We start from the raw sequence: 26,612 nt of genomic DNA, 5'->3' as shown, positions 1-26,612 counted from the left end.
TAGCATCGGGCTTTTTTTATTCCTTGTTTCTGCTGGCATCAGTTCTGCTGATCCGTCTCAGCGGGTTTTCTAGCTGCCCAATAAGTAGCCAAGGCTGGTCCAGAAATATTGTGCCATAAGCTAAAAATGGCACTCGGTACGGCTGTGATGGGAGATGCAGCAAAATGGGTTGCAGCCAAAGCCACACCTAGCCCTGAGTTCTGCATCCCCACTTCAATCGACACCGCACGGCAGTCAATTTCAGCCAGTTTGAAGATTCTGCTAGCCCAATAACCAAGCAAATAACCCAGGCCATTGTGTAAGGCAACAATGCCTAAAATCATTAGTCCGGATTCCAGAATCTGGGTTTTACTGCCAGCAATAATTGCGGCGACAATTGCGACAATCGCAATCACCGAGATCAGTGGCATTACCTGGATATAAGCCTCAACTTTAGCCTTTAAAATGGCACGGATAATCAGGCCCAAAATAATCGGAAATAATACCACTTGCAGAATTGATACCAGCATTGACCAGGCATTGATCTCAATCCACTGACTGGCCAGCAGATAGAAAATAGCCGGGGTTAAAACAGGTGCCAGCAAAGTTGAAACCGAAGTACAGGCCACAGACAGGGCGGTATTGCCTTTGGCCATGTAGGTAATCACATTGGATGCAGTTCCACCCGGGCAGCAACCCACCAGGATTACCCCTATCGCAATTTCAGCCGGGAGCTGGAACAGCTGACATAGGAGAAAAGCCAGCCCTGGCATCACCATAAACTGGGCCACCACCCCAATTGCCACTGCTTTTGGACTCTGTAACACACTTTTAAAATCGCCTACTGTCATGGTCATGCCCATACCCAACATGATTAGGCCCAACATCCAGGGAATATAGGCACGTAGCCAGACAAAAAGCTCCGGTAGCATCAGGGCAATGGCAGAAAACAGAATCACCCACAAAGCAAAGGTCTTTTGGACAAACTGGCTAAATTGAAGGAGTGCTGACATGGGGAAATCCAGGGGCATTTAAAAGGAAATCGAGGCATCGTTTGATGCCTCAAAATATATAAATATATCAACTCGTCTGAAAGCAGATCAGCTCAAAAATAATAAAGCCAGCGTTTAGGCCACATCGATTATATCTTTCAGATAAATCCTTTTTACTCCTTGAGCCAGCATATCCTGCCAGGCATGTTGCAGTGAACCATTTAGGTCAATGCCTTTAGTAGCATCCGCAATTACATAGGACTTAAAACCCAGTTTGCAGGCATCCATCGCTGTCCACGCCACACAGAAATCGGTGGCAATTCCAACAATAAATACCGTATCGATACCACGTTCTCGCAGATAACCTGCCAGACCGGTACTGGTTTTCCGGTCTGCTTCCATAAAAGCAGAGTAACTGTCGATATTTTGATGAAAGCCTTTGCGAATAATCAGCTGCGCTTGTGGCAGATCCAATTCTGGATGCAGTTCAGCATCCGCAGTGCCCTGCACACAATGGCTTGGCCAGAGCACCTGAGGGCCATACTCTAGCTGGATCGTGTCATAGGTAGCTTTGTCAGGATGATGAGCTGCAAAGGAAATGTGATTTTCTGGATGCCAGTCCTGGGTCAGTACAATATTACTAAAGTATTGTCCTAGTTGATTGATATTCAGAATAATCTGATCCGCACCTGCGACTGCCAGATTACCTCCCGGGGTAAATCCCTTCTGAACATCCACAACAATCAACGCGGCATTCTGCTGCATACGCTCTCATTCCTTGAAATCTTGATGATGCCCAAGCATAGCCTAAAAACCATGCTGTTTTTTAGTCCCGGTGACAAAAATAGAATGACTGCGCATTCTGACAAAAATCGTATTCGGGCAATTCTTGGGCCAAATGGCGTACAAAACATAGGTAGATTTTGGCTTTACCTAGCGATGCCACATGAAAGTAACAATAAGCCCGTGTATAACGTCTTATATAGCCAATCAAAATATTCCGGCATTGCATCCAGCTTAAAGACAATGATGTGTAGATTGACATCATCATACGCGCTTGATTTTCAAAGTTGAGCTATGCCCGTCGAGAAAGAGAGTGTGTTTGAGTTTCAAGGAGATGAGGTAACTCAAGCTGAATTTCGCCCTGAATGCTCTATAGCGTATAGTTTTGATGTTGTTATAGGAAATGCGCAATGCGTAGTTTTTGAGCCAAGCACTCTTTCCTATTTGTAATTATTTTTCAGTGCAATCATGACAAATATGGCTAAAGTCGAATAGCGATATAAGTTTTAAGAGGTTCATTTATGTCGTTTGAATCATCCTTTGAGGCATAAAAAAACCCGCATCCTGCGGGTTTTTTTATTCAGTTTCGCTTATGCCGCACTGTTCATTTTACGAACCAAGAACAACATGAATACTGCTGAGATAATAATACATGGGATCGCTGCTGAGATTACACCCGCCGCACCGAAGCCTGCAGTTAACAGACTACCTGCAATTGCTGGTCCAAGCATTGCACCAATACGGCCTACTGCTGATGCAACACCAACACCCGTACCACGAACTTCTGTTGGGTAAACGATACCACCGAAGGCATACAATACACCTTGACAGCCAATAACGAATGCACCCACTAGCGCTGATGCCATGTACATTTGTATTAATGAACTTGCGGCGTTTAGCGCCAATAGACCTGCCAAGATACCGCCGTACATTAATAGAATGACGTATGCTTTCTTCCAGCGGTCAGTTAACACACCTAAAATCACTGTACCTACAGTCGCACTTAGCATGAAGTAGAACTGAGCAGTAGCACCTTCTTTACGTGTGAAGCCAAGTTCTTGGAATAGAGATGGCAACCAGCTCAGCATGATGTATACCACCATCAATGTGAAGAAGTAGCTTACCCAGATGAACATGGTACGTAGCAGGTTTTGTGAGTTAAACAGGTCTTTAAACGCACCTTTAGGCGCAGCATCAGCAGGTGCATTTTCTGCTAGATCTTTCGCTTTTAAGTACTCTTTAGACTCAGGCAATAAGAACATCATCACCGGAATCACGATGATTGGTAATAATCCCCCGAGGTAGAAAATGTTTTTCCAGTTTGCACCAAATTCAGTCGCTGCAATCAATGACAGAATTGCTGCACCGACTGGCATACCACAGTACATCAAGCCGACTGCACGACCACGATTTGCAGGTGTTACAGCTTCAGATGCAAGCGTAATTAAGATTGGCATTGCCGCCCCGAGACCCGCACCTGCCAAGAAACGTACAGCCAATAATGAGTTAAAGCTATTGACCCATACTGTACAAAGTGTGAATACAGCGAACACCGCTGTAGACCAGATCAAAACAGTCTTACGGCCAATACGGTCCGCAATACGACCACCGACCAGTGCACCAGGCAATAGACCCAGAATCCCTGCACTGAAAAATACACCCAATTGTGAGCTATCGAGACCAAAATGCTCACGAATACCCGCTGCTGCAATACCTGCAGCCTGAATATCTAAGCCTTCAATCACTGCAATCAGAAAACAGATCGCGACCGTGACGATAGCATGCTTATTATCTGATTTTTCCATTGGATTATCCTTGTTCAATCAGCGTTCAAATAGAGCCGTCATCATCTATGAGACCGAAGTCGGATTTAACTACCAATAAGTTGAATGTTTTAGTGGGATATACAGATACAGGAGTCGGTGCTGTTGTTTGAGATAGAATCCTTAGAAAGTCGCAAAAACAATTATTGTCATTGCCAGAAAATTCCTGTTTAAGGATTTAAGGCTTACAGATCAGCTAAAAAAATCCAACATTCAATAAATATTTAAGGATTCACTAATATCTAAAAAGAATTATTACAGGGATTTCAATGCATTTTTAACCATGTCTATCCTTGTATTATTGATATGTTTTAGCTATTGGATAATCATTTATAAATCTTAAATAATCGCTTAACTATTTGAATTTCCAATGTAATAACCTACTTAAACAGTCATTTATATGACAATTCTATTTAAGTGTCCAATTATCCAGACCATGTGAAAATACTCTTCTCTTTTTATCGTTTTACAAGAAGTTTCATTCTTTTTATTGCTTGCTTGTTGTTACAGAGCTTTGTATAAAGAATTGAGTGGCTTTCAGCAAAGCATATTGTTCTTATGCTGCTGATCAGTCATAATTTGCATACGCAATATTCAATTCGGCGCAAATGCATTGAATTTGCTACAAATCAAAATACAAACCCATCCCAAATATGTTTTCTTATTCTCTTCGGATGGACAAATAGGATAGTTTTTTAAAATGACTCAGCAAGCACAGACCATTCAGGGTTCCATTGTCGCAATCGTCACCCCTATGTTTGAAGATGGCAGCGTAGATTGGAAGGGTCTCGAGAAGCTGGTTGAGTGGCACATTGCAGAGGGCACCAACAGTATTGTCGCGGTTGGTACAACAGGTGAAGCATCTACACTCAGCATGAGTGAACACACGCAAGTGATCAAAGAAATCATTCGTGTCGCGAACAAACGTATTCCAATCATTGCCGGCACAGGCGCAAACTCAACACGTGAAGCCATTGAGCTGACCCAGGAAGCCAAAGACCTGGGCGCAGATGCTACACTTCTAGTCACTCCGTATTACAACAAGCCAACTCAAGAAGGCCTGTATCAGCACTATAAAGCGATTGCCGAAGCAGTAGACCTGCCGCAAATCCTGTACAACGTACCAGGCCGTACCGGTGTGGACATGTCAAACGAAACAGTGATTCGTCTGGCAGATATCCCGCAAATTGTCGGGATTAAAGATGCGACAGGTGATGTTGAACGCGGTGCTGCACTGATCGCTGGCTTACAAGGCAAAGACATGACCGTGTATTCTGGCGATGATGCAACGGCGTATCAGCTGATGGCACATGGTGCGAAAGGGAACATTTCTGTGACCGCCAACATTGCACCAAAAGTCATGAGCGAAGTGTGTGCCGCTGCTATTAGCGGTGATGATGCTGGTGCTGAAGCGCTTAACGCTCAGGTTGCAAATTTACACAATATTTTATTTTGCGAATCGAATCCAATTCCTGTGAAATGGGCACTCCATGACATGGGCCTCATCGGTACAGGTATTCGCCTGCCGTTAACACCACTTGCAGAACAATATCGCGCTCCGCTTCATGAAGCACTTGCTGCAGCGGGCGTCATTAAATAAGAGCACAATACTATGCAATTACGTTTAGGACTTATCCTTGCCCTTTCAGCATTCAGTTTAGCGGGTTGTAGTTCAATGGCCTTTAAAAATGGCACTTTGGACTACAAGGACACCACTACGCTAGAGCCTCTGCAATACCCTGAAGGTGCTATGGTTCGTCCTGCAACGCCATTGTATCCTGCTCCGACAGTAGATCCGCTTGCGATTGAACATGCACCAAAACTGGAAAATGAACGTGGCAACCGTTTTGCCCTGCCACGCCCTTCTGCTGAGCCAGTTCGTTCAACTCAAGCTGATGAAACTGTTACAGATATAACGGGAAAGCCGCAACTGGTGATGGATGGAAATCAAAATCCGTTGCTCAAAATTGATGGAAATGCTGCTACAATATGGCAATACACTCTTGCCACGCTCAGCAGCCTTAACCATTCCATCGTTGGTCAAAGCAAAGATCGTTACCAGGTAACGATTAAGGTCGATCAGCAGACCTATGTTTTAAGACTCTCTCCTGCAGGTTCGAGTAACACCCTGGCTGTGTTTAATCCTGATAACAGTTTTGCCGATCGCGAAAAAGCAGCAGAACTGTTAAACCAGATTTACCAAAATTGGCCAGCCTAGACATTTTCTAGGCATTTTTTTTTGTAGAAGGTTCCCTCATGTTAAAACAAACCTTGCTCTATACTGGTAAAGCGAAATCTGTCTATACCACAGACAGTGAAGACCACCTGATTTTAGTTTTTCGTGACGATGCGTCAGCATTCAATGGCGAAAAGATCGAACAACTGGATCGTAAAGGTAAGGTGAATAACCGTTTTAACGCCTTCATCATGGAAAAGCTGGCTGCTGCTGGTATTGAAACTCATTTTGAGAAGCTATTAACGCCAAACGAAGTATTGGTAAAAAAACTCAAAATGATTCCAGTAGAGTGTGTTGTACGTAACTATGCTGCGGGTTCTTTATGCCGTCGTCTTGGTGTTGAAGAAGGTAAAGAGTTAACACCTCCTACATTCGAATTGTTCTTTAAAGATGACGCCCTTGGCGATCCAATGGTGAACGAATCTCAAGCGATTGCTTTGGGGTGGGCAACTGCTGAACAACTGGCAAAAATGAAAGAACTGACTTACCAAGTGAACGAAGTGCTTAAAGCATTATTCGAAGCGGGTAATATGCTTCTGGTTGATTTTAAACTTGAATTCGGTGTGTTCCACGACCGTATCGTACTGGGTGATGAATTCTCTCCAGACGGTTGCCGTCTATGGGACAAAGATACCAAGAAAAAACTGGACAAAGACCGTTTCCGCCAAGGCCTGGGTGGTGTGGTTGAAGCGTATGAAGAAGTTGCTGCACGTTTAGGTATTGATTTAGACAATATCTGATCTGTTTTCAACAGATTTAAAAAACCGGGCTGAATGGCTCGGTTTTTTATTTTTATGCTTTTGCAAATCATCAGTTTAAATATCACTTCCATGTCAGCACATGAAATTTTTCTTATTTTTAGGTAGCATTAACCCATCTGTCCATTTTGCCATCGGCGTAGGATGAGATCCCTCGACTTATCAGGAACATTACATGATGTATAAAATTGATGAACTTACCCGTCTGGGCCAAGGATGCTCAAAAATTGTTTTTCAGCACCCCGAGCAAGACGATAAGATTATCAAGATCATGAATCCAGATCGTGTAGATACTGATGGGGGCTGGAAAGGTCATGGCAAGATCAAGCGCCAGTTGTCTCAAGGGGCATATAAACAGTTCCGCCGTGAGTTATTGCAATACCTGCAATTATGCAAGAACAACTATCAATATAACCAGTTTGAGTTCCCCGTTGAAACTCCGTATGGCTTTGTTCAGACCGATAGAGGTTTGGGGCTAGTCGTTGAAAAAATTATCAGCCCAAATGGCAGAGGAATTACCCTGCACGAGCTTTGTCGTGAAAAACAATTTACCGAGAAGCATGCACAGGCTTTGGATATCTTCTTTGACCAGTGTTGTGACCTGCATATTGTCTATGGTGAAGTGAATATTGCCGGCATCATGTATACCGAACAGCGGCATAATAAACCTGAATTTGTTCTGGTCGATGGTATGGGTGAAAAACTGCTTATTCCATTACGTGCCATGAGCAAGCGTATTAATGCTAAAAATGTGCGTAAAGTTGAGGCTAAAATTAAAGCGCAGATGCAGAAGCTGCTCGAAGCTTAATTTACAATTTTTTGAGCTGAACCACTCAGTTATTTGATTTATTTCTCAAGCGATTACCATCGTGTACTCCTTTCACCAAGGGTATAGGTGGGCTTTTTCGTGCATTTTATGTTACATTACGGTTAAAAATTCTCCCATTTATTTTATTCAGGTCTCCATGATGTATCAACTTAATGATCTTACCCTTCTAGGTAAAGGCGGTTATAAACTGGTTTATCAGCATCCGACTGATGAAAGTAAAGCCATTAAAGTGATGAATCCAAACCGCATCAATGATAACGGTGAATGGGCACATCTCGGCCGTTTTAAACGTGGGCATGCTTAAGGTGTATATAAGCAGTTCCGCCGTGAAGTATTGCAATACCTACAGCTGTGTAAAAATCACTATAAGCACAACATTTTTAGTTTCCCGATTGAAACACCCTATGGCTTTGTGGAAACAGATCAGGGCTTAGGACTGGTTGTCGAGAAAATTATCAGTCCAAATGGCAACGGCATTACCCTGCACGAACTCTGCCGTACTGGCGAGTTTAATGACACACATGCCAAAGCACTGGATGAATTTTTTGATGCCTGCTGTGATCTGCATATTGTTTATGGGGAAGTGAATATTGCCGGCATCATGTACAGTGAAAAGCGCAGTGGTAAACCGGAGTTCGTCCTGGTGGATGGTATGGGAGATAAACTGTTTATCCCGCTACGTGCCATGAGTAAATCTCTGAATGCCAAGAATGTACGCAAAATTGAAGGTCGAATTCGCCATAAAATGGATGAATTGCTGCAGTCTGCTCAGCAGAATCAAATCGAAAACCGGGCTGCCTAGCTCGGTTTTTTATTGCCTTCCACAATCATCGAAAAAATAAATTCTATTAATAAAAATAATCGGTTTTACATCTCTGATTAAAGCTCTTAAAATCATTTCTATAGCAGGCGAGGTCATGGCGTTAGAAGTTATTTTCGCCAGACTTGCCGACCAGAATTTTTTCTACCCTCTAGGATGTATCTCCCCCAAGGACATCCTATTTTCAGCCCGGTTCTCCCTGAACTGGGCTTTTTTTTGCACACCGTTTTAAATTTCTAAAAAAGTAATGGACTTGCGGCTGAGTTCAGCCTGAGTTGATCGTACAGCTTTTGGCAGGAAAACCAATAAAAATGGACACCTAAAAGGTTAAACCGTAGATATCCGTAGAAATTTTTATTGCTGCTGTTGCTGTTGTTGCCAGCGGCGTTGCTGTAAGCGTTCTCCTTCAACCTCACGTTTATTCCGTGCTGACTCATACAGCCTGGTTCCTTTCAGTTCCGGCGGCATATAATCCTGTAGTACAAAATGTTCTGGATAATTATGTGGATACAGATAGTCCACACCATAGCCCTGCTCTTTCATCAGCTTGGTCGGTGCATTACGCAAATGTAATGGTACGGGCAGATTAGAAGTTTTATCTGCCAGTTCCATGGCTTTATTGATGGCCAGATAGGTGCTATTGCTCTTGGCACTGGTGGCCAGATAAACTGCACATTGTCCTAAAATAATCCGGCATTCCGGCATTCCAACGGCCTGAACAGAACGGAAGCATTCTCCCGCCAGTAACAATGCATTGGGATTGGAGTTGCCAATATCTTCAGAGGCGGCAATCAACATACGGCGTGCAATAAAGACTGGATCTTCACCACCCTTTAACATCCGTGCCATCCAGTATAGTGCTGCGTCCGGATCACTGCCACGAATCGATTTGATAAAGGCTGAGACCAGATCATAGTGCTGCTCACCAGACTTATCATAGCGGGCAATATTTTGCTGCGCTACCTTTACCACCACCGCATTGGTGATGATATTTTCCATATCCGGTTCAAAGGTGCTGGCAACCAGATCTAGCAGATTAAGTGCTTTACGTGCATCTCCTGCTGCAAACTGGATCAGGGCATCGAATTCTTCAATCTGGATATGACGTTCCTGTAAGAAACGATCAGACTGAATCGCCTGAGTCAATAAAGTCTCAATTGCCTCGGCACTTAAAGCATTTAAACTATAAACCTGACAGCGTGACAACAAGGCACTGTTGACTTCAAAAGATGGGTTTTCGGTGGTGGCACCAATCAGGGTAATCTTGCCTTTTTCGACCGCATTTAACAAAGCATCCTGCTGAGACTTATTAAAGCGGTGAATCTCGTCAATAAACACCACGGGTGTCAGCAGATCACCACCGTCCGCAATGACTTCACGAAGTTCTTTCACCCCGGTATTTAATGCGGACAGGCTGACAAAGGGCCGGTCCACTGCCTGTGCCAGTAAAAGTGCAATTGTGGTTTTGCCTACACCGGGTGGACCCCAGAAAATGATAGACGGTAAATGCCCCTGATCAATCATCTGACGTAAAGGTGCATTTTCACCGAGCAGGTGATCCTGCCCAATAATTTCCCTGAGGTCACGTGGCCTCAAACGTTCAGGAAGAGGGATATGGCTGTCTGACATTTTATAATGGGCTCACTTTTAATCTGTTTGCATTCTAGCATTAGCTGTTTTTAATTCCGAATATGAAGTTTGTCTAGCTTCTGTCTCTGTACCGACGTATGACAATATTTTTTATCATTTCAAGTGAATTAGACCTTGCATCTTCATACAAATTTGATCATATTCTTTTTAGATCAGCTAGCGCTGAATGAATGTTCTTTTATTCTAATAATAGATAAGTGGGTTCGGGGTTAGATCAAATAAAACCTCTGTATCGGTGAATACATGGAATGTGATAAGCAGAATTTGGACACTTTTGCCCGGTTTGAATCACCGGATTCATTACCGTCAGATACTTTCAGGTCGACCACTGGCCCAGAGCTAACATGTATCCAGGATTTTGCTGATGCCCTCCCTCAACCAATGTGGTTGCAGACTCGGGATGAGATTGAATATTTTAATACGGCCATGCAGGACTATCTCGGGATTGATCTGAATGAGTACGGTCGGGAATACTGGCAACAGTTTATTCATCCTGATGATTTATCTAATTTTATTAGCGAATGGCATACTGTACTGAATAAACGTCAGAATGCAGAACTGCAATGCCGGATCCAGAAACTCGATCACGGTTATCGTATGTGTCTGCTGAACATGAAGTTTCATTATGAAACGGGTAGCCTGCTGCACTGGGCTATCACCCTGACCGATGTGCATGATTATTTTGAAATCCAGCAGCAACTCTCTCAGATCATTGCTACTCAGCAAAATATGCTGGATGCAAGCTTAGACTGCATAAAAATCATGACGCCTGATGGTAAATTGAGTCATGTAAACCGTTCTGGCCGACAGGCTTTGGGACTGTCTGAAACTGAACAGCATTTTGGTATGTCCTGGCTGAATCTGCTGCCTGCCGAGGTCCGTCCATCTGGCAGGCGTGCGCTAAAGCGTGCTGCCCAAGGCATGAATGCCCGTTTTTCTGGCACTAGCCAGCTACAGGGTCAAGCACCAGAGTATTGGGATAATTTACTCACTCCAATCGTGGATGAACACAATGTGACTCGACAGATTCTGTGTGTTTCACGTAATGTCAGCCAGCAAAAACAGGTGGAAACCCGGCTGAAAGCAGTCACAGAAATTGATGAGCTGACTGGACTATATAATCGCGGCACTTTCTATAAACAGTTTAAACGCGTCCTGTTCAGAGCACGGCAACAACAGAGCCAAGCCGGGCTGCTCCTGATTGACCTAGACTATTTCAAGCATATCAATGACACCTTGGGGCATATTGCCGGTGACCATCTTTTACATGTCCTGGGGGAACGTTTCAAGAACAATCTTGGACCTGAAGCCATCGTCTCCCGTTTAGGGGGTGATGAATTTGCTGTCTTGGTCCAAAATCTTGAGCATGAATCACAGCTGTTAGAGGTGGCTAAAAAGGTCTGTCAGCAGATGGAAATACCGATCAGTTATGCCGGTAGAAGTATTAATAGTGGCATCAGTGTTGGTGGTGCCATTTATCCCCGTGATGCCATCAACAGTTCCAACTTATTAAAATGTGCCGATATCGCACTCAATGATCTGAAAAACAGTGGTCGCGGTGGCATCCGCATGTTCAGTCAGGAAATGTTTGAATCGCTGGACAAGATGACCCGTCAACTAATTCTGGCGCGTAAAATTATCAATTCAAACCAGATTATTCCTTACTATCAACCCAAGGTACGCCTGTCCGATGGTGCGGTGATTGGTTTTGAAGCACTGCTGCGCTGGAAAGATCAGCACCACCAGGTTCAGCTGCCATCCCGTATTTTCTGTGCTTTTCAGGACTATGAACTGGCCTCAAGAATCAGCGAAACCATGCAGCTGAAAGTCTTTGAAGATATGACCCAATGGCAGGAACAAGGCTTAGAAGTTCTGCCAATCTCGATCAACGCAGCGCCTGTCGAATTCCTACGTGACGATTATGCTGAAAAGTTATTAGAACGGCTGTCTCGCTTTGATATTTCGGCAGACAAGGTTGAACTGGAAATTACCGAACAAAGTCTGTCAGAACGGGGAGCTAATTATGTCATTCGTGCACTGAACTTGTTAAAACAGGCGGGCATTCATATTTCTTTAGATGATTTCGGTACCGGCCATTCTTCCCTGACCCGTTTACAGGAATATCCGGTGGACTGTATCAAAATTGACCGTAACTTTGTGGAACGCCTGAATACTGATCCCTCGGCACTAGCAATTGTCAAAGCCATTACCCAGATCGGGTCCAGTATTGAGCTTGATGTGCTGGTAGAAGGTATTGAAAATACTGAGCAACTTTCTACCCTGATCAATTGTGACTGCCAGATCGGACAAGGTTTTTATTTCTATCGGCCAATGGCGGGTAGTGCAGCACAGCAATTACTGCATAGCACTGTGTGTTAGAACGAAATTTCTAGCGCACCCAGCGCACAATATGATCTTCCATTTCGTCTTCATCGACTTCGAGCTCACTCAGACAGCGGCCTGCGGCTGACTTGCGCGCTTTAATGACACTTTCACGTGAACCGCTGATCAGGTAATGCCAAGACGGCAAGTGTTTTCCTTCAGCCACCCGGCGATAGGCACAACTGGCTGGTAACCAGTGAATAGCCGCCAATTTTTCAGGCGTGAGCTGAATACAGTCAGGCACGAATTGTAAACGGTTGGGATAATCTGAACAGCGCGCGGTCTGACAGTCAAGCAGTTTACAGGCAACGCGTGTATAGGTGACTTCCTGAGTATCTTCATCTTCAAATTTAATGAGACAGCAGAGCCCGCAGCCATCACACAATGCTTCCCACTCCTGAGGCTTCAGCTCGTTCAGGGTATAGTGTTTCCAGAATTCAGGACGCAAAGTATCAGTCATAACAGCAGGCAGAGATGAGACAGGAGCAATCTATTATAGCAGCCCTGCACAAAATAAACGTACTGTAAGCATCTGATAACTATACTCACACGATTACTAACTATTAGACAGATTATCAACAAAAGGTTAACAGTTTGAAGAGCTTATTGTCCCTATACTAATTTTGAGAATAAAAACACATGGAGATTCAAAGATGTTTCGTTGGGCTATTATATTCGCTGTTATTGCATTGATTGCCAGTTTACTGGGTTTTGGTGGAGTAGCCGGTCTGTCTAAGGATTTCGCGATTATTCTGTTGGTAATTGCGGTTATTCTTGCAATTGTTGGTTTCTTGTCCCGCGGTAAGGTCTAGAGTAACGGATCTTGTCCTGATTCAAGACCATCTACCGATGGAATAAGAAGTAAAAAATAAGAGCCTCATGGCTCTTATTTTTTTGCATGAATTTTATGGTTTCAGATGTCGTGGTCGGAAACCGGTCAATACCAATGCGAGCAAATAAACTGTGACTCCGACAATGCACAGCCCGATGACTTCAGCCACACGGATCCATTGCGATACCTCACCATTATACCAGGTCAATGCATATGCCAGCGCTGCGATCATGGCAAAGTTGGCAAAACCAAACTGCAACATGAGCTTTTTCCAGTGGCCACCAAAGCGGAAAATATCACGCTTGTGCAGATAGAAATATAGCATTCCGGCATTGACCAAAGCTGAACCTGAAGAAGCTAAAGCCAATGCCATGTGTTCTGCATGCCAGTCGATCAGCTTGAAGAATCCAATAAAAATGACGTTCAGAATCGCGTTAGCCGCTACTGCAATTAAACCGACACGTACCGGTGTTTTGGTATCTTGCTGGGCATAAAAACCTGGTGCAAAAACTTTAATCAACATGAATGAAATCACGCCAGCACTCATACACTGGAGCGCCATTGCTGTCATCTGGGTATCTTCCAGATCAAACTGGCCACGTTGGAACAGCGCCTGAATAATCGGCGTAGAAAGCATGAACAGCGCAATACTGGCCGGTAGGCCGACCATTACAATCACTTTCGCCGCCCAGTCGATCATGCTGCGGAATTTCACCTGATCCTGTTCGGCATGACGTGCCGACAAAGATGGCAGAATCACGGTACCAATTGCCACGCCAATCAAGCCTAATGGCAACTCCGTCATACGCTCAGCACTGTAAAGCCAGGATACCGAACCATCCTGCATAAAGGATGCCCAGATGGTATTTAGCAGCAGGTTGATCTGCGTCACCGAAACACCAAACAGCGCTGGCAGCATCAGTTTCATGATGCGGTCTACGCCTTCATGCTTGAAGTCGATTTTGGGTGGAATCAGCAGTTTCTTGCGCCACAGTTCCGGAATCTGAATCGCCAGTTGCAAAGCACCCGCAATCAATACTGCCCAGCCCAAGGCCATGATCGGTTCGGCCATATATGGGGTAAGCCATAAGGCGCCGGCAATCATTGCCACATTCAAAAGCACCGGTGCAAAAGCGGGTGTAGTGAATGAACCATAGCTGTTCAGGATACTGCTGGCAAAAGCCGTCAATGACATGAATAGCAGATAAGGAATGGTCAGGCGGAACATGTCCGATGCCAGTGCGAACTTCTCTGGATCTGCATGGAAGCCAGGTGCATAAACATAAATAATGGCAGGTGCAGCGACCATGGCCACGAAGGTCAGCAGGCTCATGACGGTAGACAGACAGCCAAATACCCTACTAATCAGGATCTGTACCTCGGCATGCGTCCGTGTGGTTTTATATTCGGTCAGTACCGGAATAAAAGCCTGTGAAAAAGCCCCTTCCGCAAACAGACGCCGGAAGAAATTGGGAATACGGAATGCGACCACGAAGGTATCGAAGTCCTTGCCTGCACCAAAGACATTGAGCAGTACAATATCCCGAACCAGACCCAGTACCCGTGACAACATGGTCATCGCACTGACAATGACGGTCGAACGCCACAGCGCCATACTGTTCACCTAATGTTTAAATTTTGCCTATTGTAATGAAACTTCTGGCAGAAGTTCATTGCTTTATCACATTCCTATTCAGGTATTGATGTATTTTTATAATGATGCAATTGTTCACGGAATGCGACCCAGTTGAAATGTAGGCCTGGATCAGTTTTACGTCCCGGGGCAATATCAGAATGTCCGGCAATATGTTGCTGGATTTTTGGATAATGGGCTTGCAGACAGGCAGTCACCTGTACCAGTGCATCGTACTGTGCCTGTTCAAAGGGAAGGTCATCGCTGCCTTCAAGCTCAATCCCGATAGAATAATCATTGCATTCTTTCTTAGCGAGATAGGTCGAACGACCCGCATGCCAGGCCCGGTCATTAAAATTGACGAACTGCAGCACTTCCCCGCTACGCAGAATCAACAGATGGGTGGACACTTGCATGCCCTGAATGGTCTGAAAATAAGGATGTACTGACCAATCCAGCTGATTCTGGAAAAACTGCTCAATATAACCACCGCCAAATTGCGAGGGCGGCAGGCTGATGTTATGCACCACGATCAGTTGAATCTCGGTATTTTCCGGACGCTGGTTATAATTGGGTGAGGGAATCTGGCGTGCACCGATGAGTTGTCCATCCTTCACATGAAACGCAGGTGCTTGTTGCATAAAAACTTTCCTATCCCCAATCAAAATGACTGCTGCGCAATGCAGCTGGCTTAATGCTAAAACTTTCGTATCCAAATCTCAATTCAGCTGTGATGACTGTACGAAAAATCGCTCATTTTTATGTAACAGTGCTAATATAACGCGCAATTTTCACGGCTTACAAAAGATACGGAAATACTCATGAGCATATCTCAAGCTTTGCTAGAACAGTCGATTCAGATCAATATCCAACAGGCGCTGGCTGAAGACATTGGTGATGGTGACATTACTGCCCTGCTAACACCTGAAGATGAACAGGCGACTGCCACCATTATCAGTCGTGAGAATATGGTGCTGGCTGGGCAACCTTGGGTGAATGCTTTGATTCAAGCCTACGATCCAAAAATTGAAGTGATCTGGCTGAAGAATGACGGTGACCGTGTCGGAGCAAATGAAGCCTTCCTGAAACTGGCAGGTTCTGCGCGTAGCCTGCTCACGGTAGAACGTCCGGCATTGAATTTTGTCCAAACCCTGTCTGCAGTCGCGACCAAAACAGCAAGCTATGTCAAACAATTAGAAGGTTTAAATACCAAACTATTAGACACTCGTAAAACCATTCCCGGCCTGCGTATTGCACAGAAATATGCCGTAGCGATTGGGGGTGGTCAGAATCATCGTCTGGGGCTGTTCGATGCCTTTTTAATTAAAGAAAATCACATTATGGCAGCTGGTGGGATTGAACAGGCCATTGCCAAGGCACATCAGATAGCATCAGGTAAACCGGTAGAAGTCGAAGTAGAAACCTGGGATGAGTTAAATCAGGCACTTGAAGCCAAGGCAGATATCGTGATGCTGGATAATTTTAGCCAGCAGCAAATGATTGATGCGGTGAAGCATGTAGCAGGTCGTTGCAAACTGGAAGCTTCGGGCAATATTACGATTGAGAATTTACGTGAAGTGGCTAGTACAGGTGTAGATTATATTTCGATGGGCGTTCTGACCAAGGATGTGAAAGCAATTGATTTATCCATGCGTTTTAATGCCTAGATCTTGCTGAATACGCGTTAGAAGAAGGGTGCGAAGCACCCTTTTTTTATTTTTAGATTTTTTTGCGCAGTTTTTGCACAAAAAATAATAAAGATGAATGAAGTGACACTGGGGGTATGATGACTAATTGGTATTTTGTCCTGCTGGTGCAGAAGCACCATCCCGATCTGCATCACGGGAATTATTATCACAGGCAGTCAGACCAAGAACGGTACAGACTGAAAGTGCCATGAATAATATTTTCATACGTTGACCCTCTATAGTTAAGTAGATTGAAAATCATCTCTCGAAACACAGCGATACAGTAGATAGGTCCTGTTCAATTTTTGTGAGGCAATGTTGAAGCCTAAGAATACCCATAAAAAAACGCATCCGAAGATGCGTTTTTCACTAGAAGCTAAATTACCAGCCTAAAGCTTCTTGCTGTTTCTTGATCAGCTCTTGGATGCCCTTCTCAGCCATTTCCAGCATGTCATTGCATTGACTACGGGTAAATGGCTTGTCTTCTGCAGTACCCTGAATTTCAATGAATTCACCAGCTTGAGTCATCACAACATTCAGGTCAGTCTGGCAGTTAGAATCTTCTTCATAGCAAAGATCTAGTAGTACTTCATCTTTGAAAATCCCCACAGAAATTGCAGCAACCAGACCTTTAAGTGGATCTTGCTTGATTTTTTTCTTCTCAAGCAACACATTCATCGCATCAATCAATGCTACCGCAGCACCGGTAATAGAGGCTGTACGTGTCCCGCCATCTGCCTGGATCACATCACAGTCGATGGTAATCGTATTTTCACCGAGTTTTTTCAGGTCCACCATAGCGCGCAGGCTACGGCCGATCAGACGCTGGATTTCCTGAGTACGGCCACTCTGTTTGCCACGTGCCGCTTCACGGTCGCTACGGGTATGTGTTGAACGTGGCAGCATGCCATATTCTGCGGTTACCCAGCCTTGGCCCTGACCTTTCAGGAAACGGGGAACCGAGTTGTCAATGCTGGCAGTACAAAGCACTTTAGTATGACCAAATTCAACCAATACTGAACCTTCCGCATAACGTGTGTAATTGCGGGTAATTTTGATGTCACGTAATTGATCTAATGCTCGCTGGTCGATACGCATAAATAAGTCCTGCTTTGACTGAAAAATAATTGCGGCTCAGTATAGCAGAAGCCTCTGCCAAGATTGCCCGGCCCTTGGCATGATTTACAAAATCAATTCAGTCTTGTTCGATCAAAATACAAAATCAGGCCATCTGAATGGCGCTGCGTGATTGCCGATTTTTTGTTAAACTTAAAGGGAAATATCGAGAAGATTTTTATGTCTTTACGTGCAGAACGCAAACAGCAAAGTCATCAGGCAATACTAGATGCCGCACTGGTACTGAGTAGCCGTGGTCGTGCATTTAGCAATATCAGCCTGCGTGAACTGTCCCGTGAAGTTGGACTGGTGCCGACGGCGTTCTACCGGCATTTTAAGGACATGCAGCAATTGGGTCTGGAACTGCTCGACCAAGTCGCCATTAATTTAAAAGGTGTCTTAAATCGGCTGGTAGAAGCTTACTTGTATCAAGTACATTCAGATACTGAAACCTCAATTGGTCTTTTCCTTCAGGCTGTTGAAGAACATCCTGAGCCATGGCTATTTTTTAGTACAGAACGTTGGGGCGGATCAGACTTTTTGCGGACCAGTATTGAGCGAGAACTGCAATTTTTAGTTGCTGATCTGGTCGATGAGCTGGGAAATCTTTATTCCGCTCAGGGAATCAAATCGCCTCAACACTTGAAGCTGCTGGTCCAGATGCTTGTGGATTTATCCTTGAATTGGGCGATGGGTTGGCTGAGTATTCAAGGTCTGTCAGATGTCAATCTTCAACAAAGTCGCGCAGCAGAATTTAAAGCTCAGACGGTTATTCAGATGCAACTGCTATTTCAGGACATTCATGCATGAACAGCCTTCAGGCAGCTAGAATAGATATTTTCAACAATAAAAAACCTGCAGCAAGGTGCAGGTTTTTTTTAAGATCAGCAGAAATTATTTTGCCTTACGCTCTTTTTCTACCAGGAAATTTACCACCTGAATTACTTTGGCATCATCACCCTGAACGACATACTTACCATTCACGGTCACGGCTGGTACACCCGTTAACTGATAAGATGCGGCCAGATTTTTCGCCTGGGCGATTTTTGAAGAAATCGGGAATGATTTATACGTACTGTTAAATTTCGCTTCTGAAATACCATAACGGGTATAGAACTTGGCGAGTTGTGCTTGTTCTAAAATTGGTTTTTGCTTCGCATGGATATCATGGAACAACTGCAAGTGCGCTTTTTGACGAACACCCAGGGCTTCAGACACATAATAGGCACGTGCTGCCTGTTCCCATAGTGGGTTCATCGCAGCTGGAGTACGGACAAAACGAATATCTTTAGGCAGTTGTTTCAACCAGGTCTGCATATGCGGTTCAAGTGTGTAGCAGTGACCACAGCCATACCAGAAGAATTCACGTACTTCGATTTTCCCTGGCTTTTCAACTTTAACTGGCTTAGCCAGCACTTGATAGTCTTGGCCTGCTACAAAGTTGGCCATCGCACTACCAGAAAATGCTAAAACAGATGCAGCAACAGTGCCTAAAATAAATTTTTTCATTGGAATTATGATCCTCAAAATCTTTATGATTAGCTTATGCAGATACTTTGACATCCTCCCCCAGCTAAAGCAAGGGGATTCCTACTGCTAGACGCTCATGCCCGAGCGCAAGAATATTCAGTGCGGAATTTACATCCCGATCCCATGAGCTACCACACTCACCACACTGCCACTCTCTTATTCCTAAACCTGCTCTACCTTTCGGACTACTGGAGCGTGAGCCACAGCACGAACAAGTTTGGGTGGTATAGGCTTCATTGACTTCTTCATACCATACCCCTGCGTTCTCGCATTTATACTTGAGCATGGTTCTTAGTGTTGTCCAACTGGCATCTAACACAGACTTGGCTAGTTTGGTTTGCGCTAATGCTTTGGCATTCACATTGCCAACGAAGATTGCTGCATGTTCTTTTACCAGTTTATGGCTGAATTGATGCAGCATGTTTTGTCTTACATTTTTAATCTTGGCGTGAATTGCTTTCACTCGTTTTTTATTTTTTGCACGTTGAGCAATACCAAGTTTTTGTTCATATTTCCGATAGATTTGAGGGGCTTTAAGTTTTACGCCATCTGAACAAGTGGCTAAATCTTTTAAACCTAAATCTATGCCAATTGAGGTTATAGCGGCGGTTTTCTCTGTTTTAGCATTGTCAACTACAAGACATACATACCAACGGCCTCGGCTATCTTCAACGAATGAGCCTGTTTTAACCCTGTATTGACTTAAACCGTAATTATCCCATAACTTGAATTGGTGTTTACCATATTGAACACAGCCATCAGCATATTTGATTGCAACCTTTTTAAACGGTATCCAACCCAGTGAGCGTCTAGCTGATTTTTTATTACTGACACGCCATTTTAGTTTTGCTTTTTTGAACTGCTTGCGTCTTGTGACCAATTCTTCTGTCACTGCCTGAATAGTTTGACTGTGCAAGTTGCATTCTTTCGATGTGCCTTTCGTGTATTTTGCAATATCGTATGCTGAAAAGAATTGTTGTTTTTTTTGAAGATGTTTAAAACACAAATCATTGACATAATTCCAAACTAAATTTACTTCGGATGCTAACTGATTTAGCACCTTGCAATGTTTGTCTTTTATGCGTAATTTGAGTGTCTTCATCCAATTATTTTAACAGTATTTTTCTTAATAGTGACTATAGTACAAGTATTTAAAACGACATTTCGTGTCGTTCATGTGGTTTACTCCAGTCGCTTATATCCTCGTGCTGAACCACGAGGTTTTACGCTCCAGTGGATAAATCAAATATGCGGCTTTCGTTTTTATTCTGTGAACTTTTTTAAGGCTTTTATCGCTTTTTTTGCAGGAAGCGCTACACTAATCAACATTGAACTTTTTTAAAATATAATGACTTGATTGAGGTGACACCGATGTCGCAATTGAATGTTGATCCACAAGAAATTGCCAAATTTGAAGCTTTCGCAGCCATATGGTGGGATCAGCATTCCGAGTTCCGCCCTTTGCACATGATTAATCCACTACGTCTGAACTGGATTGACGAATATGCTGGCGGCTTGAGCGGCAAGAAAGTTCTGGATGTGGGCTGTGGCGGTGGCATTCTGGCCGAAAGCATGGCACGCCGTGGTGCTGATGTGCTTGGTATCGATATGGGTGAAGCACCACTGAATGTGGCACGTCTACATGCGGAACAGGAAGGTGTCAGCAATATTCAATACCGTCAGGTTCCTGTTGAGCAACTCGCCGAGGAACAGGCGGGACAATACGATGTGGTGACCTGCATGGAAATGCTGGAGCATGTTCCAGATCCGGCATCGATCATTCAGGCTTGCCATAAGCTGGTAAAACCAGGCGGTCATGTGTTCTTCTCGACCATTAACCGTAATCCGAAGTCATATCTGTTTGCCATTATTGGTGCAGAATATGTGCTGCGTATGCTGGCACGTGGTACGCATGATTACAGCAAATTTATCAAACCATCTGAACTGGCGCATGACATCCGCAACGCTGGTCTTAAACTAAAAGATATGACGGGTCTGCACTATAACCCGCTGACCAAACGGTACTGGTTAGCGCCCAATGTAGATGTTAACTATATGGTCTATACGGCAAAAGAACAGGCGAATGGAGCTGCTGAATGAAAGCAGTTCTCTTTGACCTCGATGGTACCTTAATTGACACTGCTGCCGACTTTGTCCGCATTATTCAGGATATGTGCCGCGAAGAAGGCCGTGAAGTAGTAGCACCAGAGTTGATCCGCACTCAGGTTTCAGAAGGTGCTCGTGCCATGGTCAAGCTGGTCTATCCGGAACTCGAGCTGGAAGATCCTCTCCTGCTGGCGCATCGTCAGCGTTTCTTAGACCTGTATGGTGCCGATATTGCAGTAGATACTGACCTGTTTGACGGCATGTATCCACTGCTGGAAGCTTTGGAGGCACGCAGTATTCCTTGGGGTATTGTCACCAATAAACCACGCTGGTTAAGTGAATCGCTGCTTGCGGCATTGAATCTCTCAGAGCGCTGTTCGGTACTGGTCTGCCCGGAAGATGTGGGCCGTACCAAACCGGATCCGGAGCCAATGTATCTGGCAGCAAAACAGATTGACCTGGCGGCTAAAGACTGTATCTATGTCGGCGATCATCCACGTGATATCGATGCCGGACGTGCAGCCAATATGTATACTATTCTGGCAGCCTATGGTTATCTGCCTTTAGAACATAAAGATAATTTAAACGCCTGGCAGGCCGATTGTATCGTGCATAGTGTAGAAGAATTACATCAACGAATTCAGGATCTGGTTTTAAAGCCAGTACTCGGCTAAAACTCAGGTTCCGGTCAGAACATTAAACTTCACAACAATAAGCAAGAAATAAGGAGGTCGTTCATGAAGTATTCAGAATATCAACCTCGCTCAGACCTGTTAAAGGATCGTATTATCCTGATCACAGGTGCCGGCGATGGCATTGGACGTGCAGCAGCGATCAGCTATGCCCTGCATGGTGCGACGGTAGTGCTGCATGGTCGTACCCTGAACAAGCTTGAAGTCATCTACGATGAAATTGAAGGTTTGGGTGCACCACGCCCGGCAATTCTGCCTTTACAGCTTTCCAGTGCTTCTGAGCGTGATTACGAACTCCTGTTCGAAACACTGAGTAAACAGTTTGGTCGTCTGGACGGAATTCTGCATAATGCAGGCATGCTCGGTGAACGGATTGAACTGGCAAACTATAGCCCCGGCGTCTGGGATGATGTAATGGCTGTCAACCTGCGTGCACCCTTTGTGCTGACTCAGGCCCTGCTTCCTCTGCTCGAAAAATCTGAGCATGCTTCCGTGGTCTTTACCAGTTCAGGTGTAGGCCGTCAGGTGCGTGAACGCTGGGGAGCTTATTCAGTTTCCAAGGTTGCTATTGAAGCGGTAAGCCAGCTATTTGCCAAAGAAAATGTACATCCACATGTGCGCTTTAACTGCATTAATCCGGGTGCAACCCGGACTGCGATGCGTTCTAAAGCCTATCCGGATGAAGATCCACTAACCTTGCCAACCCCGGAATCGATTATGCCGGCTTATCTGTACCTGATGGGTGATGACAGCCTGCATATGAATGGTCAAAGTATTGATGCGCAGGATTAACTGCTGATTGAAGTGAACATGATTGAAATGAGGGAGCCTTGGCTCCCTTTTTCATTGCTATTTTAGACAGAAATAATGCATAAATCTTCTCTGACTCCACCCTGGTCGCATTGAGTTTCGTTAAAATTCACCCATACTATCGCTAACAGATTTTGATTCGAGTGCAACATGACTGACCTAAACAACATCACCGTGACCACTTTGGAAGATGGCATGGTGTCACTTCTGATTGATCAGCAGCCAGTTTCTGAAAAATACGGCGTGAAGTTTGAAGCCAGCATTGTGGACGACATCAAGGCACTCGAAAATGGCAGCAAGCTGAAACTATTCGAGCAGTTTATCTTTTCCCATACCGATCTGAACTTTGAACATGCTTATTACTATGTGACAGGTATTGAAAAACTGGATGATGGCTACCGTCTGGCTAAACATTTTGTGTATCGCATTAAAATTGAAAATCAGCCAGATATCGAACATGTAATTAGCAATCAAGGCAAGCCCATGACCACGGATGATGTACGTGCCTTTATTAATGCACATATCCAGAAGTCCCTGACTGACTATACCGATCTGAACTACGCTTACTAAGCCAGGTTTAAACCGATATAAGAGCACGCCAAGCGTGTTCTTTTTTTATTCGGGAAACCTATTAAAAACAGCTATAAATCGGTTTTTTACATACTAATAATAATTTTATTCGGTTTTTCAAATTAAAGCCTGAGCGCTATGATACCTGTATTCAAGATGATGACCAGATAAAGGAGAATCCAGCATGGCTGACCAAAAACGTAAAATCGAGACTATTCGCCATATTGAAAGCCTGCAATTATCAGCTAGCTTGATTCAAGCTTTAGATGATGCCACTGAAGCGGAATGTGTGGCTGAAGCAATCCAGTCGTTACAGGGTTTGACTGAACAATGGAACTAGTTCAGACCTGCAAATATTGAGGTACTATTCGACTGGAATACAGGAGATAAATTGCCCTAATTAACCGAGTTTCTCTTGACCTCACCATACATTAGCCTCAGGATAGTATTTCACAGCTTCTCAAGCGCTTAGCCTGTATGAAGTGTTCAAAAACTACTGAAATCATGGCATAGTCATAATCTCTCTGCATTCTTTAAAGAATACATGCCTGATCTTCACAGTTTCTCTGCAATTTTTGCGTAAATTAGACTGTAGAAAATGAACAATTGATTGAGGGTTCACCATGAAAAAGCTTTTGGTTGCTTTGACAATGTCTATCAGTACATTAATGCTGACGAATGTTGCCAATGCTGCGCCGCATTTTGATGATGAACGTCATATGGATCAACGTCAAGGTCAGTCTAAAAAATTCCGTGATCGCGCAGATGATGACCATGAAGACCGTCGCCGCATGCGTGAAGAGCGTGGTGTAAAGCGTTTACAGCAAATGAAATGGCAACCCGGCTATGTGATGCCACAGCATTATCGCGGTAATGGTTATAAAGTTGAATATAAAGACCACAAGTTGCCAAAACCTGACCGCAGACAGCAATGGTATAAAGTCAATAATGAATACATTCTGGTCGATTCGGACAACAACAGTATCATTCGAATTCTTGGACATTAAATCCTCACATTTTCATAGACCCAACTTGTTTGGGTCTTTTTTATTTTAGTCAGGTGGTATTGGATGCTGTTCTTGACTAAAAAAACCTGTAATTCACTCTTATTCTTCTTTTTTTCTTCATAAATTTAACAATTCGCCTAAATTGCCCTCACGGTTTCTCTCTACTGATTCGCTAATTTAGTCTCATCGAAACGATAATGATGAATTCAGGTGAATGCCATGAAAAAAGTGTTAACAACAATCGCTTTATCCTTGAGTGCTTTAGTTGCAACTTCTGCAATGGCTGCACCGCAACATGATCCGCGTTATGCGCCACATAAACCGGCACCGCATTGGGATCATAAAGATGCGAAAAAATGGGAAGATCGCCGTGATGACCGTCGCTGGAATGATAAACGCTATAACAACCGCGTGGTAAATCCAAGCCGTGACTGGCGTGTCGGTCAAAAGCTGCCTAACCAGTATGACAACCGCCGTTTTGAAGTAAGTGGTTATGAAGCACGCCGTCTGCCAAATGCAGGCAGAAACCAGCAGTGGTACAAAATTAATGGTGATTATGTGCTAGTCAATGAGCGTAATGACAAGATTATCCGTATCCTCAACTAAATCTCAATTCTGTATCTTTTCTCCATTGCACCTGAAGCCCACGCTTCAGGTGTTTTTTTATTGCTGTACTTCGTTCCCGGGTTTTTTTAGAATCAAATTCAATTAAGTATTATTTTCTAATATAGGCCTGCGCATGAACCCAGCAGAACCGTCTCAAAGCACAACTTTGCAATATGTGCATTGGTTTCGCCATTCTGCGCCCTATATTAATGCGCACCGTAACAAGACCTTCGTGATCATGTTTGATGGCGAGGCGGTGCTGCATGACAATTTCCAGCATATTATTCACGATATTGCCCTGCTGCATTCTCTCGGAATTCATCTGATTCTGGTGCATGGTGCGCGTCCACAGATCAACCTGAATCTGGCAGCAAGTCAGATCAGCACGCCTTTTCATCGTCAGCGCCGAATCACAACCCGTGAATCGTTGAGCTGTGTCATGAATGCCGTCGGTTCAATCCGCCTGCAGATTGAAGCCCTGCTCTCGATGGGACTGGCCAACTCACCCATGTATGGCGCCCGTATTGATGTCGTATCCGGTAATTTTGTTACTGCCAAACCTTATGGGATTCGTGACGGTATTGATTTCCAGTTAACCGGTGAAGTCCGTACCGTAGATACCAATGCGATTCAGCGTCATCTTGACAGCCATAACATTGTGGTGCTTGGACCAACCGGTTATTCCACTACTGGCGAAGTGTTCAACCTGCTGGCTGAAGAAGTTGCGACCAAAACTGCGATTCGTATCAAGGCAGACAAGCTGATTTTCCTGGGTAAACAGCATGGCCTGCTGAATACAGATGGACAATTGCAACGTGAAGTACAACCAAGTCAGCTGGATGCTTATATGATGCAGGATGCTCAAGACCTGCCATCCGAACTGAGCTTGCAACTTCGTGCCGCACAGGAAGCTTCAATGAATGGCGTCAATCGTGTGCATCTGATTTCCTATGCTCATGATGGCGCGCTGCTGGAAGAACTCTTCACCCGAGATGGTTCCGGCACCCTGATTACCGATGCCCATTATGAAGATGTACGTATGGCTACCATTCAGGATGTTGGCGGTCTGATTAACCTGCTACGGCCTTTGGAAGAAGAAGGCATTCTGGTGTATCGCTCACGCGAACGTCTGGAAAATGAAATTGAACAGTTCGCGGTCATTGAACGTGACGGCATGATTCTGGCCTGTGCCGCGCTATACCCGATTCCAACCACAGGCAATGAGCTGCGTTCTGCTGAAATTGCCTGTGTCGCTGTCGATCCAAGTTATCGCAAGTCCAACCGCGGCAGCCAGATTCTGAATTATCTGGAAGATAAAGCCCGGAGCATGGGTATTCAGCAACTGTTTATTCTAACCACCCGCACTGCACATTGGTTCCTAGAACAGGGTTTTGAACAGTCCTCTGTCGATGATCTGCCCGATGCCCGTCAGGCGCTATATAACTATCAGCGTAATTCCCTGGTTTGTAAAAAGTCACTTTAATGTGACTTTTTATTTGTTTATATATCTTATTTTTTGCTAAAGATATGTAGATTTCTCAAATATTTAACTTAAAAAGCTTTGCATGGATTTTCATATCCATATCTTTATATTTTATTAAAAAAATTATATATATATTTCAATAACTTAAATTATATAAAAATTAAATTCCATAAAAATTCCAAATCACTTTTCTATATAAGTTTTGCGCTTTTTTATTTATCTTTTTTTCTCATTAGAAATTCCCGAATTGTTATTTTTTTGGAAAATAAAAAACGATTAGCGTATGC

At 44.1% G+C, this 26,612-nt stretch carries 28 protein-coding genes and 1 pseudogene; 18 read left to right on the top strand and 11 right to left on the bottom strand.

What is annotated here, in order from left to right:
• Positions 1-38: 38 nt before the first annotated feature.
• The 3 genes from F899_RS01655 to mhpT form a co-directional block, all read right to left on the bottom strand.
• A complete protein-coding gene (locus tag F899_RS01655; protein WP_004890915.1) occupies positions 39-992 on the bottom strand; it encodes a bile acid:sodium symporter family protein in 954 nt (317 codons plus the stop codon).
• Positions 993-1,106: 114 nt separating this feature from the next.
• Complete coding sequence (pncA, locus tag F899_RS01650; RefSeq protein ID WP_004890918.1) at positions 1,107-1,736, bottom strand: bifunctional nicotinamidase/pyrazinamidase; 630 nt, start codon at positions 1,734-1,736, stop codon at positions 1,107-1,109.
• Between the two features lie 608 nt (positions 1,737-2,344).
• Positions 2,345-3,559 carry a 3-(3-hydroxy-phenyl)propionate transporter MhpT gene (mhpT, locus tag F899_RS01645; RefSeq protein WP_004890920.1) on the bottom strand — a complete coding sequence of 405 codons (1,215 nt, stop codon included), beginning with the start codon at positions 3,557-3,559 and terminating at the stop codon, positions 2,345-2,347.
• 718 nt (positions 3,560-4,277) lie between these two features.
• On the opposite strand from mhpT, the gene dapA reads away from it, so the two are divergent.
• The 6 genes and pseudogenes from dapA to F899_RS01620 all read left to right on the top strand — a co-directional run.
• The gene (dapA, locus tag F899_RS01640; protein WP_004890923.1) at positions 4,278-5,177 is read left to right on the top strand and encodes a 4-hydroxy-tetrahydrodipicolinate synthase; all 900 of its coding nucleotides are present in this window, start codon (positions 4,278-4,280) and stop codon (positions 5,175-5,177) included.
• Between the two features lie 12 nt (positions 5,178-5,189).
• The gene (locus tag F899_RS01635) at positions 5,190-5,795 is read left to right on the top strand and encodes a hypothetical protein (protein ID WP_004890926.1); all 606 of its coding nucleotides are present in this window, start codon (positions 5,190-5,192) and stop codon (positions 5,793-5,795) included.
• A gap of 38 nt (positions 5,796-5,833) precedes the next feature.
• On the top strand, positions 5,834-6,553 hold the full coding sequence (purC, locus tag F899_RS01630; RefSeq protein WP_005220503.1) for a phosphoribosylaminoimidazolesuccinocarboxamide synthase: 720 nt from the start codon (positions 5,834-5,836) through the stop codon (positions 6,551-6,553).
• A gap of 193 nt (positions 6,554-6,746) precedes the next feature.
• Positions 6,747-7,379, top strand: coding sequence for a YrbL family protein (locus F899_RS01625; RefSeq protein WP_005220488.1), 633 nt, complete (start codon positions 6,747-6,749; stop codon positions 7,377-7,379).
• 157 nt (positions 7,380-7,536) lie between these two features.
• Entirely contained in the window at positions 7,537-7,704 is a 168-nt protein-coding gene (locus F899_RS16030) for a YrbL family protein (protein ID WP_005220486.1), read from the top strand.
• 18 nt (positions 7,705-7,722) lie between these two features.
• A pseudogene (locus tag F899_RS01620) lies at positions 7,723-8,202 on the top strand (YrbL family protein); the annotation flags it as partial.
• Between the two features lie 372 nt (positions 8,203-8,574).
• Here the strand turns inward: F899_RS01620 and F899_RS01615 are convergent.
• Positions 8,575-9,849 (bottom strand): replication-associated recombination protein A, encoded by a 1,275-nt coding sequence (locus F899_RS01615; protein ID WP_005220483.1) that lies wholly within the window; start codon positions 9,847-9,849, stop codon positions 8,575-8,577.
• Between the two features lie 264 nt (positions 9,850-10,113).
• Here F899_RS01615 and F899_RS01610 point away from each other — a divergent pair, with 264 nt between their 5' ends.
• Positions 10,114-12,249, top strand: coding sequence for a putative bifunctional diguanylate cyclase/phosphodiesterase (locus F899_RS01610; protein ID WP_005220482.1), 2,136 nt, complete (start codon positions 10,114-10,116; stop codon positions 12,247-12,249).
• Positions 12,250-12,259: 10 nt separating this feature from the next.
• Here F899_RS01610 and F899_RS01605 read toward each other — a convergent pair whose 3' ends face one another.
• Positions 12,260-12,712 carry a YcgN family cysteine cluster protein gene (locus F899_RS01605; protein ID WP_005220481.1) on the bottom strand — a complete coding sequence of 151 codons (453 nt, stop codon included), beginning with the start codon at positions 12,710-12,712 and terminating at the stop codon, positions 12,260-12,262.
• 193 nt (positions 12,713-12,905) lie between these two features.
• Between F899_RS01605 and F899_RS15310 the strand changes: the two genes are divergently transcribed.
• Positions 12,906-13,064: a DUF1328 domain-containing protein gene (locus F899_RS15310; RefSeq protein ID WP_004647174.1), complete on the top strand. Its 159-nt coding sequence runs from the start codon at positions 12,906-12,908 to the stop codon at positions 13,062-13,064.
• A gap of 93 nt (positions 13,065-13,157) precedes the next feature.
• Here F899_RS15310 and murJ read toward each other — a convergent pair whose 3' ends face one another.
• On the bottom strand, positions 13,158-14,708 hold the full coding sequence (murJ, locus tag F899_RS01595) for a murein biosynthesis integral membrane protein MurJ (RefSeq protein ID WP_171063854.1): 1,551 nt from the start codon (positions 14,706-14,708) through the stop codon (positions 13,158-13,160).
• A 65-nt stretch (positions 14,709-14,773) separates the two neighbouring features.
• Positions 14,774-15,358, bottom strand: a complete 585-nt coding sequence (ampD, locus tag F899_RS01590; protein ID WP_005220477.1) for a 1,6-anhydro-N-acetylmuramyl-L-alanine amidase AmpD — start codon at positions 15,356-15,358, stop codon at positions 14,774-14,776.
• A gap of 180 nt (positions 15,359-15,538) precedes the next feature.
• On the opposite strand from ampD, the gene nadC reads away from it, so the two are divergent.
• Positions 15,539-16,384, top strand: coding sequence for a carboxylating nicotinate-nucleotide diphosphorylase (gene nadC / locus F899_RS01585; RefSeq protein WP_005220475.1), 846 nt, complete (start codon positions 15,539-15,541; stop codon positions 16,382-16,384).
• 123 nt (positions 16,385-16,507) lie between these two features.
• Here the strand turns inward: nadC and F899_RS15900 are convergent, their stop codons facing one another.
• Together F899_RS15900 and rph are read right to left on the bottom strand one after the other, a co-directional pair.
• Positions 16,508-16,630, bottom strand: a complete 123-nt coding sequence (locus tag F899_RS15900) for a hypothetical protein (protein WP_004813902.1) — start codon at positions 16,628-16,630, stop codon at positions 16,508-16,510.
• A gap of 156 nt (positions 16,631-16,786) precedes the next feature.
• Entirely contained in the window at positions 16,787-17,503 is a 717-nt protein-coding gene (gene rph, locus F899_RS01580) for a ribonuclease PH (RefSeq protein ID WP_004813903.1), read from the bottom strand.
• 198 nt (positions 17,504-17,701) lie between these two features.
• On the opposite strand from rph, the gene F899_RS01575 reads away from it, so the two are divergent.
• On the top strand, positions 17,702-18,331 hold the full coding sequence (locus tag F899_RS01575) for a TetR family transcriptional regulator (protein ID WP_005220473.1): 630 nt from the start codon (positions 17,702-17,704) through the stop codon (positions 18,329-18,331).
• Between the two features lie 84 nt (positions 18,332-18,415).
• Here F899_RS01575 and F899_RS01570 read toward each other — a convergent pair whose 3' ends face one another.
• Together F899_RS01570 and F899_RS01565 are read right to left on the bottom strand one after the other, a co-directional pair.
• On the bottom strand, positions 18,416-19,030 hold the full coding sequence (locus tag F899_RS01570) for a thiol:disulfide interchange protein DsbA/DsbL (RefSeq protein ID WP_004813905.1): 615 nt from the start codon (positions 19,028-19,030) through the stop codon (positions 18,416-18,418).
• A 64-nt stretch (positions 19,031-19,094) separates the two neighbouring features.
• Complete coding sequence (locus F899_RS01565) at positions 19,095-20,153, bottom strand: RNA-guided endonuclease InsQ/TnpB family protein (protein ID WP_004814062.1); 1,059 nt, start codon at positions 20,151-20,153, stop codon at positions 19,095-19,097.
• Positions 20,154-20,422: 269 nt separating this feature from the next.
• Between F899_RS01565 and ubiG the strand changes: the two genes are divergently transcribed.
• The 8 genes from ubiG to argA all read left to right on the top strand — a co-directional run bounded on the left by ubiG (position 20,423) and on the right by argA (position 26,325).
• Positions 20,423-21,151, top strand: coding sequence for a bifunctional 2-polyprenyl-6-hydroxyphenol methylase/3-demethylubiquinol 3-O-methyltransferase UbiG (gene ubiG / locus F899_RS01560; protein WP_004813907.1), 729 nt, complete (start codon positions 20,423-20,425; stop codon positions 21,149-21,151).
• On the top strand, positions 21,148-21,831 hold the full coding sequence (locus F899_RS01555; protein WP_004813910.1) for an HAD family hydrolase: 684 nt from the start codon (positions 21,148-21,150) through the stop codon (positions 21,829-21,831). Before ubiG ends, F899_RS01555 begins: the two co-directional genes overlap by 4 nt.
• A gap of 63 nt (positions 21,832-21,894) precedes the next feature.
• Positions 21,895-22,641: a YciK family oxidoreductase gene (locus F899_RS01550; RefSeq protein ID WP_004813911.1), complete on the top strand. Its 747-nt coding sequence runs from the start codon at positions 21,895-21,897 to the stop codon at positions 22,639-22,641.
• A 168-nt stretch (positions 22,642-22,809) separates the two neighbouring features.
• Entirely contained in the window at positions 22,810-23,229 is a 420-nt protein-coding gene (locus F899_RS01545; RefSeq protein WP_004813913.1) for a hypothetical protein, read from the top strand.
• 184 nt (positions 23,230-23,413) lie between these two features.
• Positions 23,414-23,569 (top strand): hypothetical protein, encoded by a 156-nt coding sequence (locus tag F899_RS15610; RefSeq protein WP_004813915.1) that lies wholly within the window; start codon positions 23,414-23,416, stop codon positions 23,567-23,569.
• 283 nt (positions 23,570-23,852) lie between these two features.
• Positions 23,853-24,236, top strand: a complete 384-nt coding sequence (locus F899_RS01540; RefSeq protein WP_004813917.1) for an RcnB family protein — start codon at positions 23,853-23,855, stop codon at positions 24,234-24,236.
• 219 nt (positions 24,237-24,455) lie between these two features.
• Positions 24,456-24,842, top strand: a complete 387-nt coding sequence (locus F899_RS01535; RefSeq protein WP_004813919.1) for an RcnB family protein — start codon at positions 24,456-24,458, stop codon at positions 24,840-24,842.
• 133 nt (positions 24,843-24,975) lie between these two features.
• Complete coding sequence (gene argA, locus F899_RS01530; RefSeq protein WP_004813921.1) at positions 24,976-26,325, top strand: amino-acid N-acetyltransferase; 1,350 nt, start codon at positions 24,976-24,978, stop codon at positions 26,323-26,325.
• Positions 26,326-26,612: the final 287 nt, after the last annotated feature.

The organism is Acinetobacter sp. CIP 101934 (genome assembly GCF_000369585.1).
In the GTDB taxonomy this organism is placed as follows: domain Bacteria; phylum Pseudomonadota; class Gammaproteobacteria; order Pseudomonadales; family Moraxellaceae; genus Acinetobacter; species Acinetobacter schindleri.
The sequence above is the reverse complement of the archived record's forward strand: the minus strand, read 5'-3'. Positions and strand labels throughout refer to the sequence as shown.

Bases quoted from the DNA above. Each gene is read 5' to 3' on its own strand.
- F899_RS01655 (WP_004890915.1), bottom strand. From the start codon at position 992: ATGTCAGCACTCCTTCAATTTAGCCAGTTTGTCCAAAAGACCTTTGCT.
- pncA (WP_004890918.1), bottom strand. From the start codon at position 1,736: ATGCAGCAGAATGCCGCGTTGATTGTTGTGGATGTTCAGAAGGGATTT.
- mhpT (WP_004890920.1), bottom strand. From the start codon at position 3,559: ATGGAAAAATCAGATAATAAGCATGCTATCGTCACGGTCGCGATCTGT.
- dapA (WP_004890923.1), top strand. From the start codon at position 4,278: ATGACTCAGCAAGCACAGACCATTCAGGGTTCCATTGTCGCAATCGTC.
- F899_RS01635 (WP_004890926.1), top strand. From the start codon at position 5,190: ATGCAATTACGTTTAGGACTTATCCTTGCCCTTTCAGCATTCAGTTTA.
- purC (WP_005220503.1), top strand. From the start codon at position 5,834: ATGTTAAAACAAACCTTGCTCTATACTGGTAAAGCGAAATCTGTCTAT.
- F899_RS01625 (WP_005220488.1), top strand. From the start codon at position 6,747: ATGATGTATAAAATTGATGAACTTACCCGTCTGGGCCAAGGATGCTCA.
- F899_RS16030 (WP_005220486.1), top strand. From the start codon at position 7,537: ATGATGTATCAACTTAATGATCTTACCCTTCTAGGTAAAGGCGGTTAT.
- F899_RS01615 (WP_005220483.1), bottom strand. From the start codon at position 9,849: ATGTCAGACAGCCATATCCCTCTTCCTGAACGTTTGAGGCCACGTGAC.
- F899_RS01610 (WP_005220482.1), top strand. From the start codon at position 10,114: ATGGAATGTGATAAGCAGAATTTGGACACTTTTGCCCGGTTTGAATCA.
- F899_RS01605 (WP_005220481.1), bottom strand. From the start codon at position 12,712: ATGACTGATACTTTGCGTCCTGAATTCTGGAAACACTATACCCTGAAC.
- F899_RS15310 (WP_004647174.1), top strand. From the start codon at position 12,906: ATGTTTCGTTGGGCTATTATATTCGCTGTTATTGCATTGATTGCCAGT.
- ampD (WP_005220477.1), bottom strand. From the start codon at position 15,358: ATGCAACAAGCACCTGCGTTTCATGTGAAGGATGGACAACTCATCGGT.
- nadC (WP_005220475.1), top strand. From the start codon at position 15,539: ATGAGCATATCTCAAGCTTTGCTAGAACAGTCGATTCAGATCAATATC.
- F899_RS15900 (WP_004813902.1), bottom strand. From the start codon at position 16,630: ATGAAAATATTATTCATGGCACTTTCAGTCTGTACCGTTCTTGGTCTG.
- rph (WP_004813903.1), bottom strand. From the start codon at position 17,503: ATGCGTATCGACCAGCGAGCATTAGATCAATTACGTGACATCAAAATT.
- F899_RS01575 (WP_005220473.1), top strand. From the start codon at position 17,702: ATGTCTTTACGTGCAGAACGCAAACAGCAAAGTCATCAGGCAATACTA.
- F899_RS01570 (WP_004813905.1), bottom strand. From the start codon at position 19,030: ATGAAAAAATTTATTTTAGGCACTGTTGCTGCATCTGTTTTAGCATTT.
- F899_RS01565 (WP_004814062.1), bottom strand. From the start codon at position 20,153: ATGAAGACACTCAAATTACGCATAAAAGACAAACATTGCAAGGTGCTA.
- ubiG (WP_004813907.1), top strand. From the start codon at position 20,423: ATGTCGCAATTGAATGTTGATCCACAAGAAATTGCCAAATTTGAAGCT.
- F899_RS01555 (WP_004813910.1), top strand. From the start codon at position 21,148: ATGAAAGCAGTTCTCTTTGACCTCGATGGTACCTTAATTGACACTGCT.
- F899_RS01550 (WP_004813911.1), top strand. From the start codon at position 21,895: ATGAAGTATTCAGAATATCAACCTCGCTCAGACCTGTTAAAGGATCGT.
- F899_RS01545 (WP_004813913.1), top strand. From the start codon at position 22,810: ATGACTGACCTAAACAACATCACCGTGACCACTTTGGAAGATGGCATG.
- F899_RS15610 (WP_004813915.1), top strand. From the start codon at position 23,414: ATGGCTGACCAAAAACGTAAAATCGAGACTATTCGCCATATTGAAAGC.
- F899_RS01540 (WP_004813917.1), top strand. From the start codon at position 23,853: ATGAAAAAGCTTTTGGTTGCTTTGACAATGTCTATCAGTACATTAATG.
- F899_RS01535 (WP_004813919.1), top strand. From the start codon at position 24,456: ATGAAAAAAGTGTTAACAACAATCGCTTTATCCTTGAGTGCTTTAGTT.
- argA (WP_004813921.1), top strand. From the start codon at position 24,976: ATGAACCCAGCAGAACCGTCTCAAAGCACAACTTTGCAATATGTGCAT.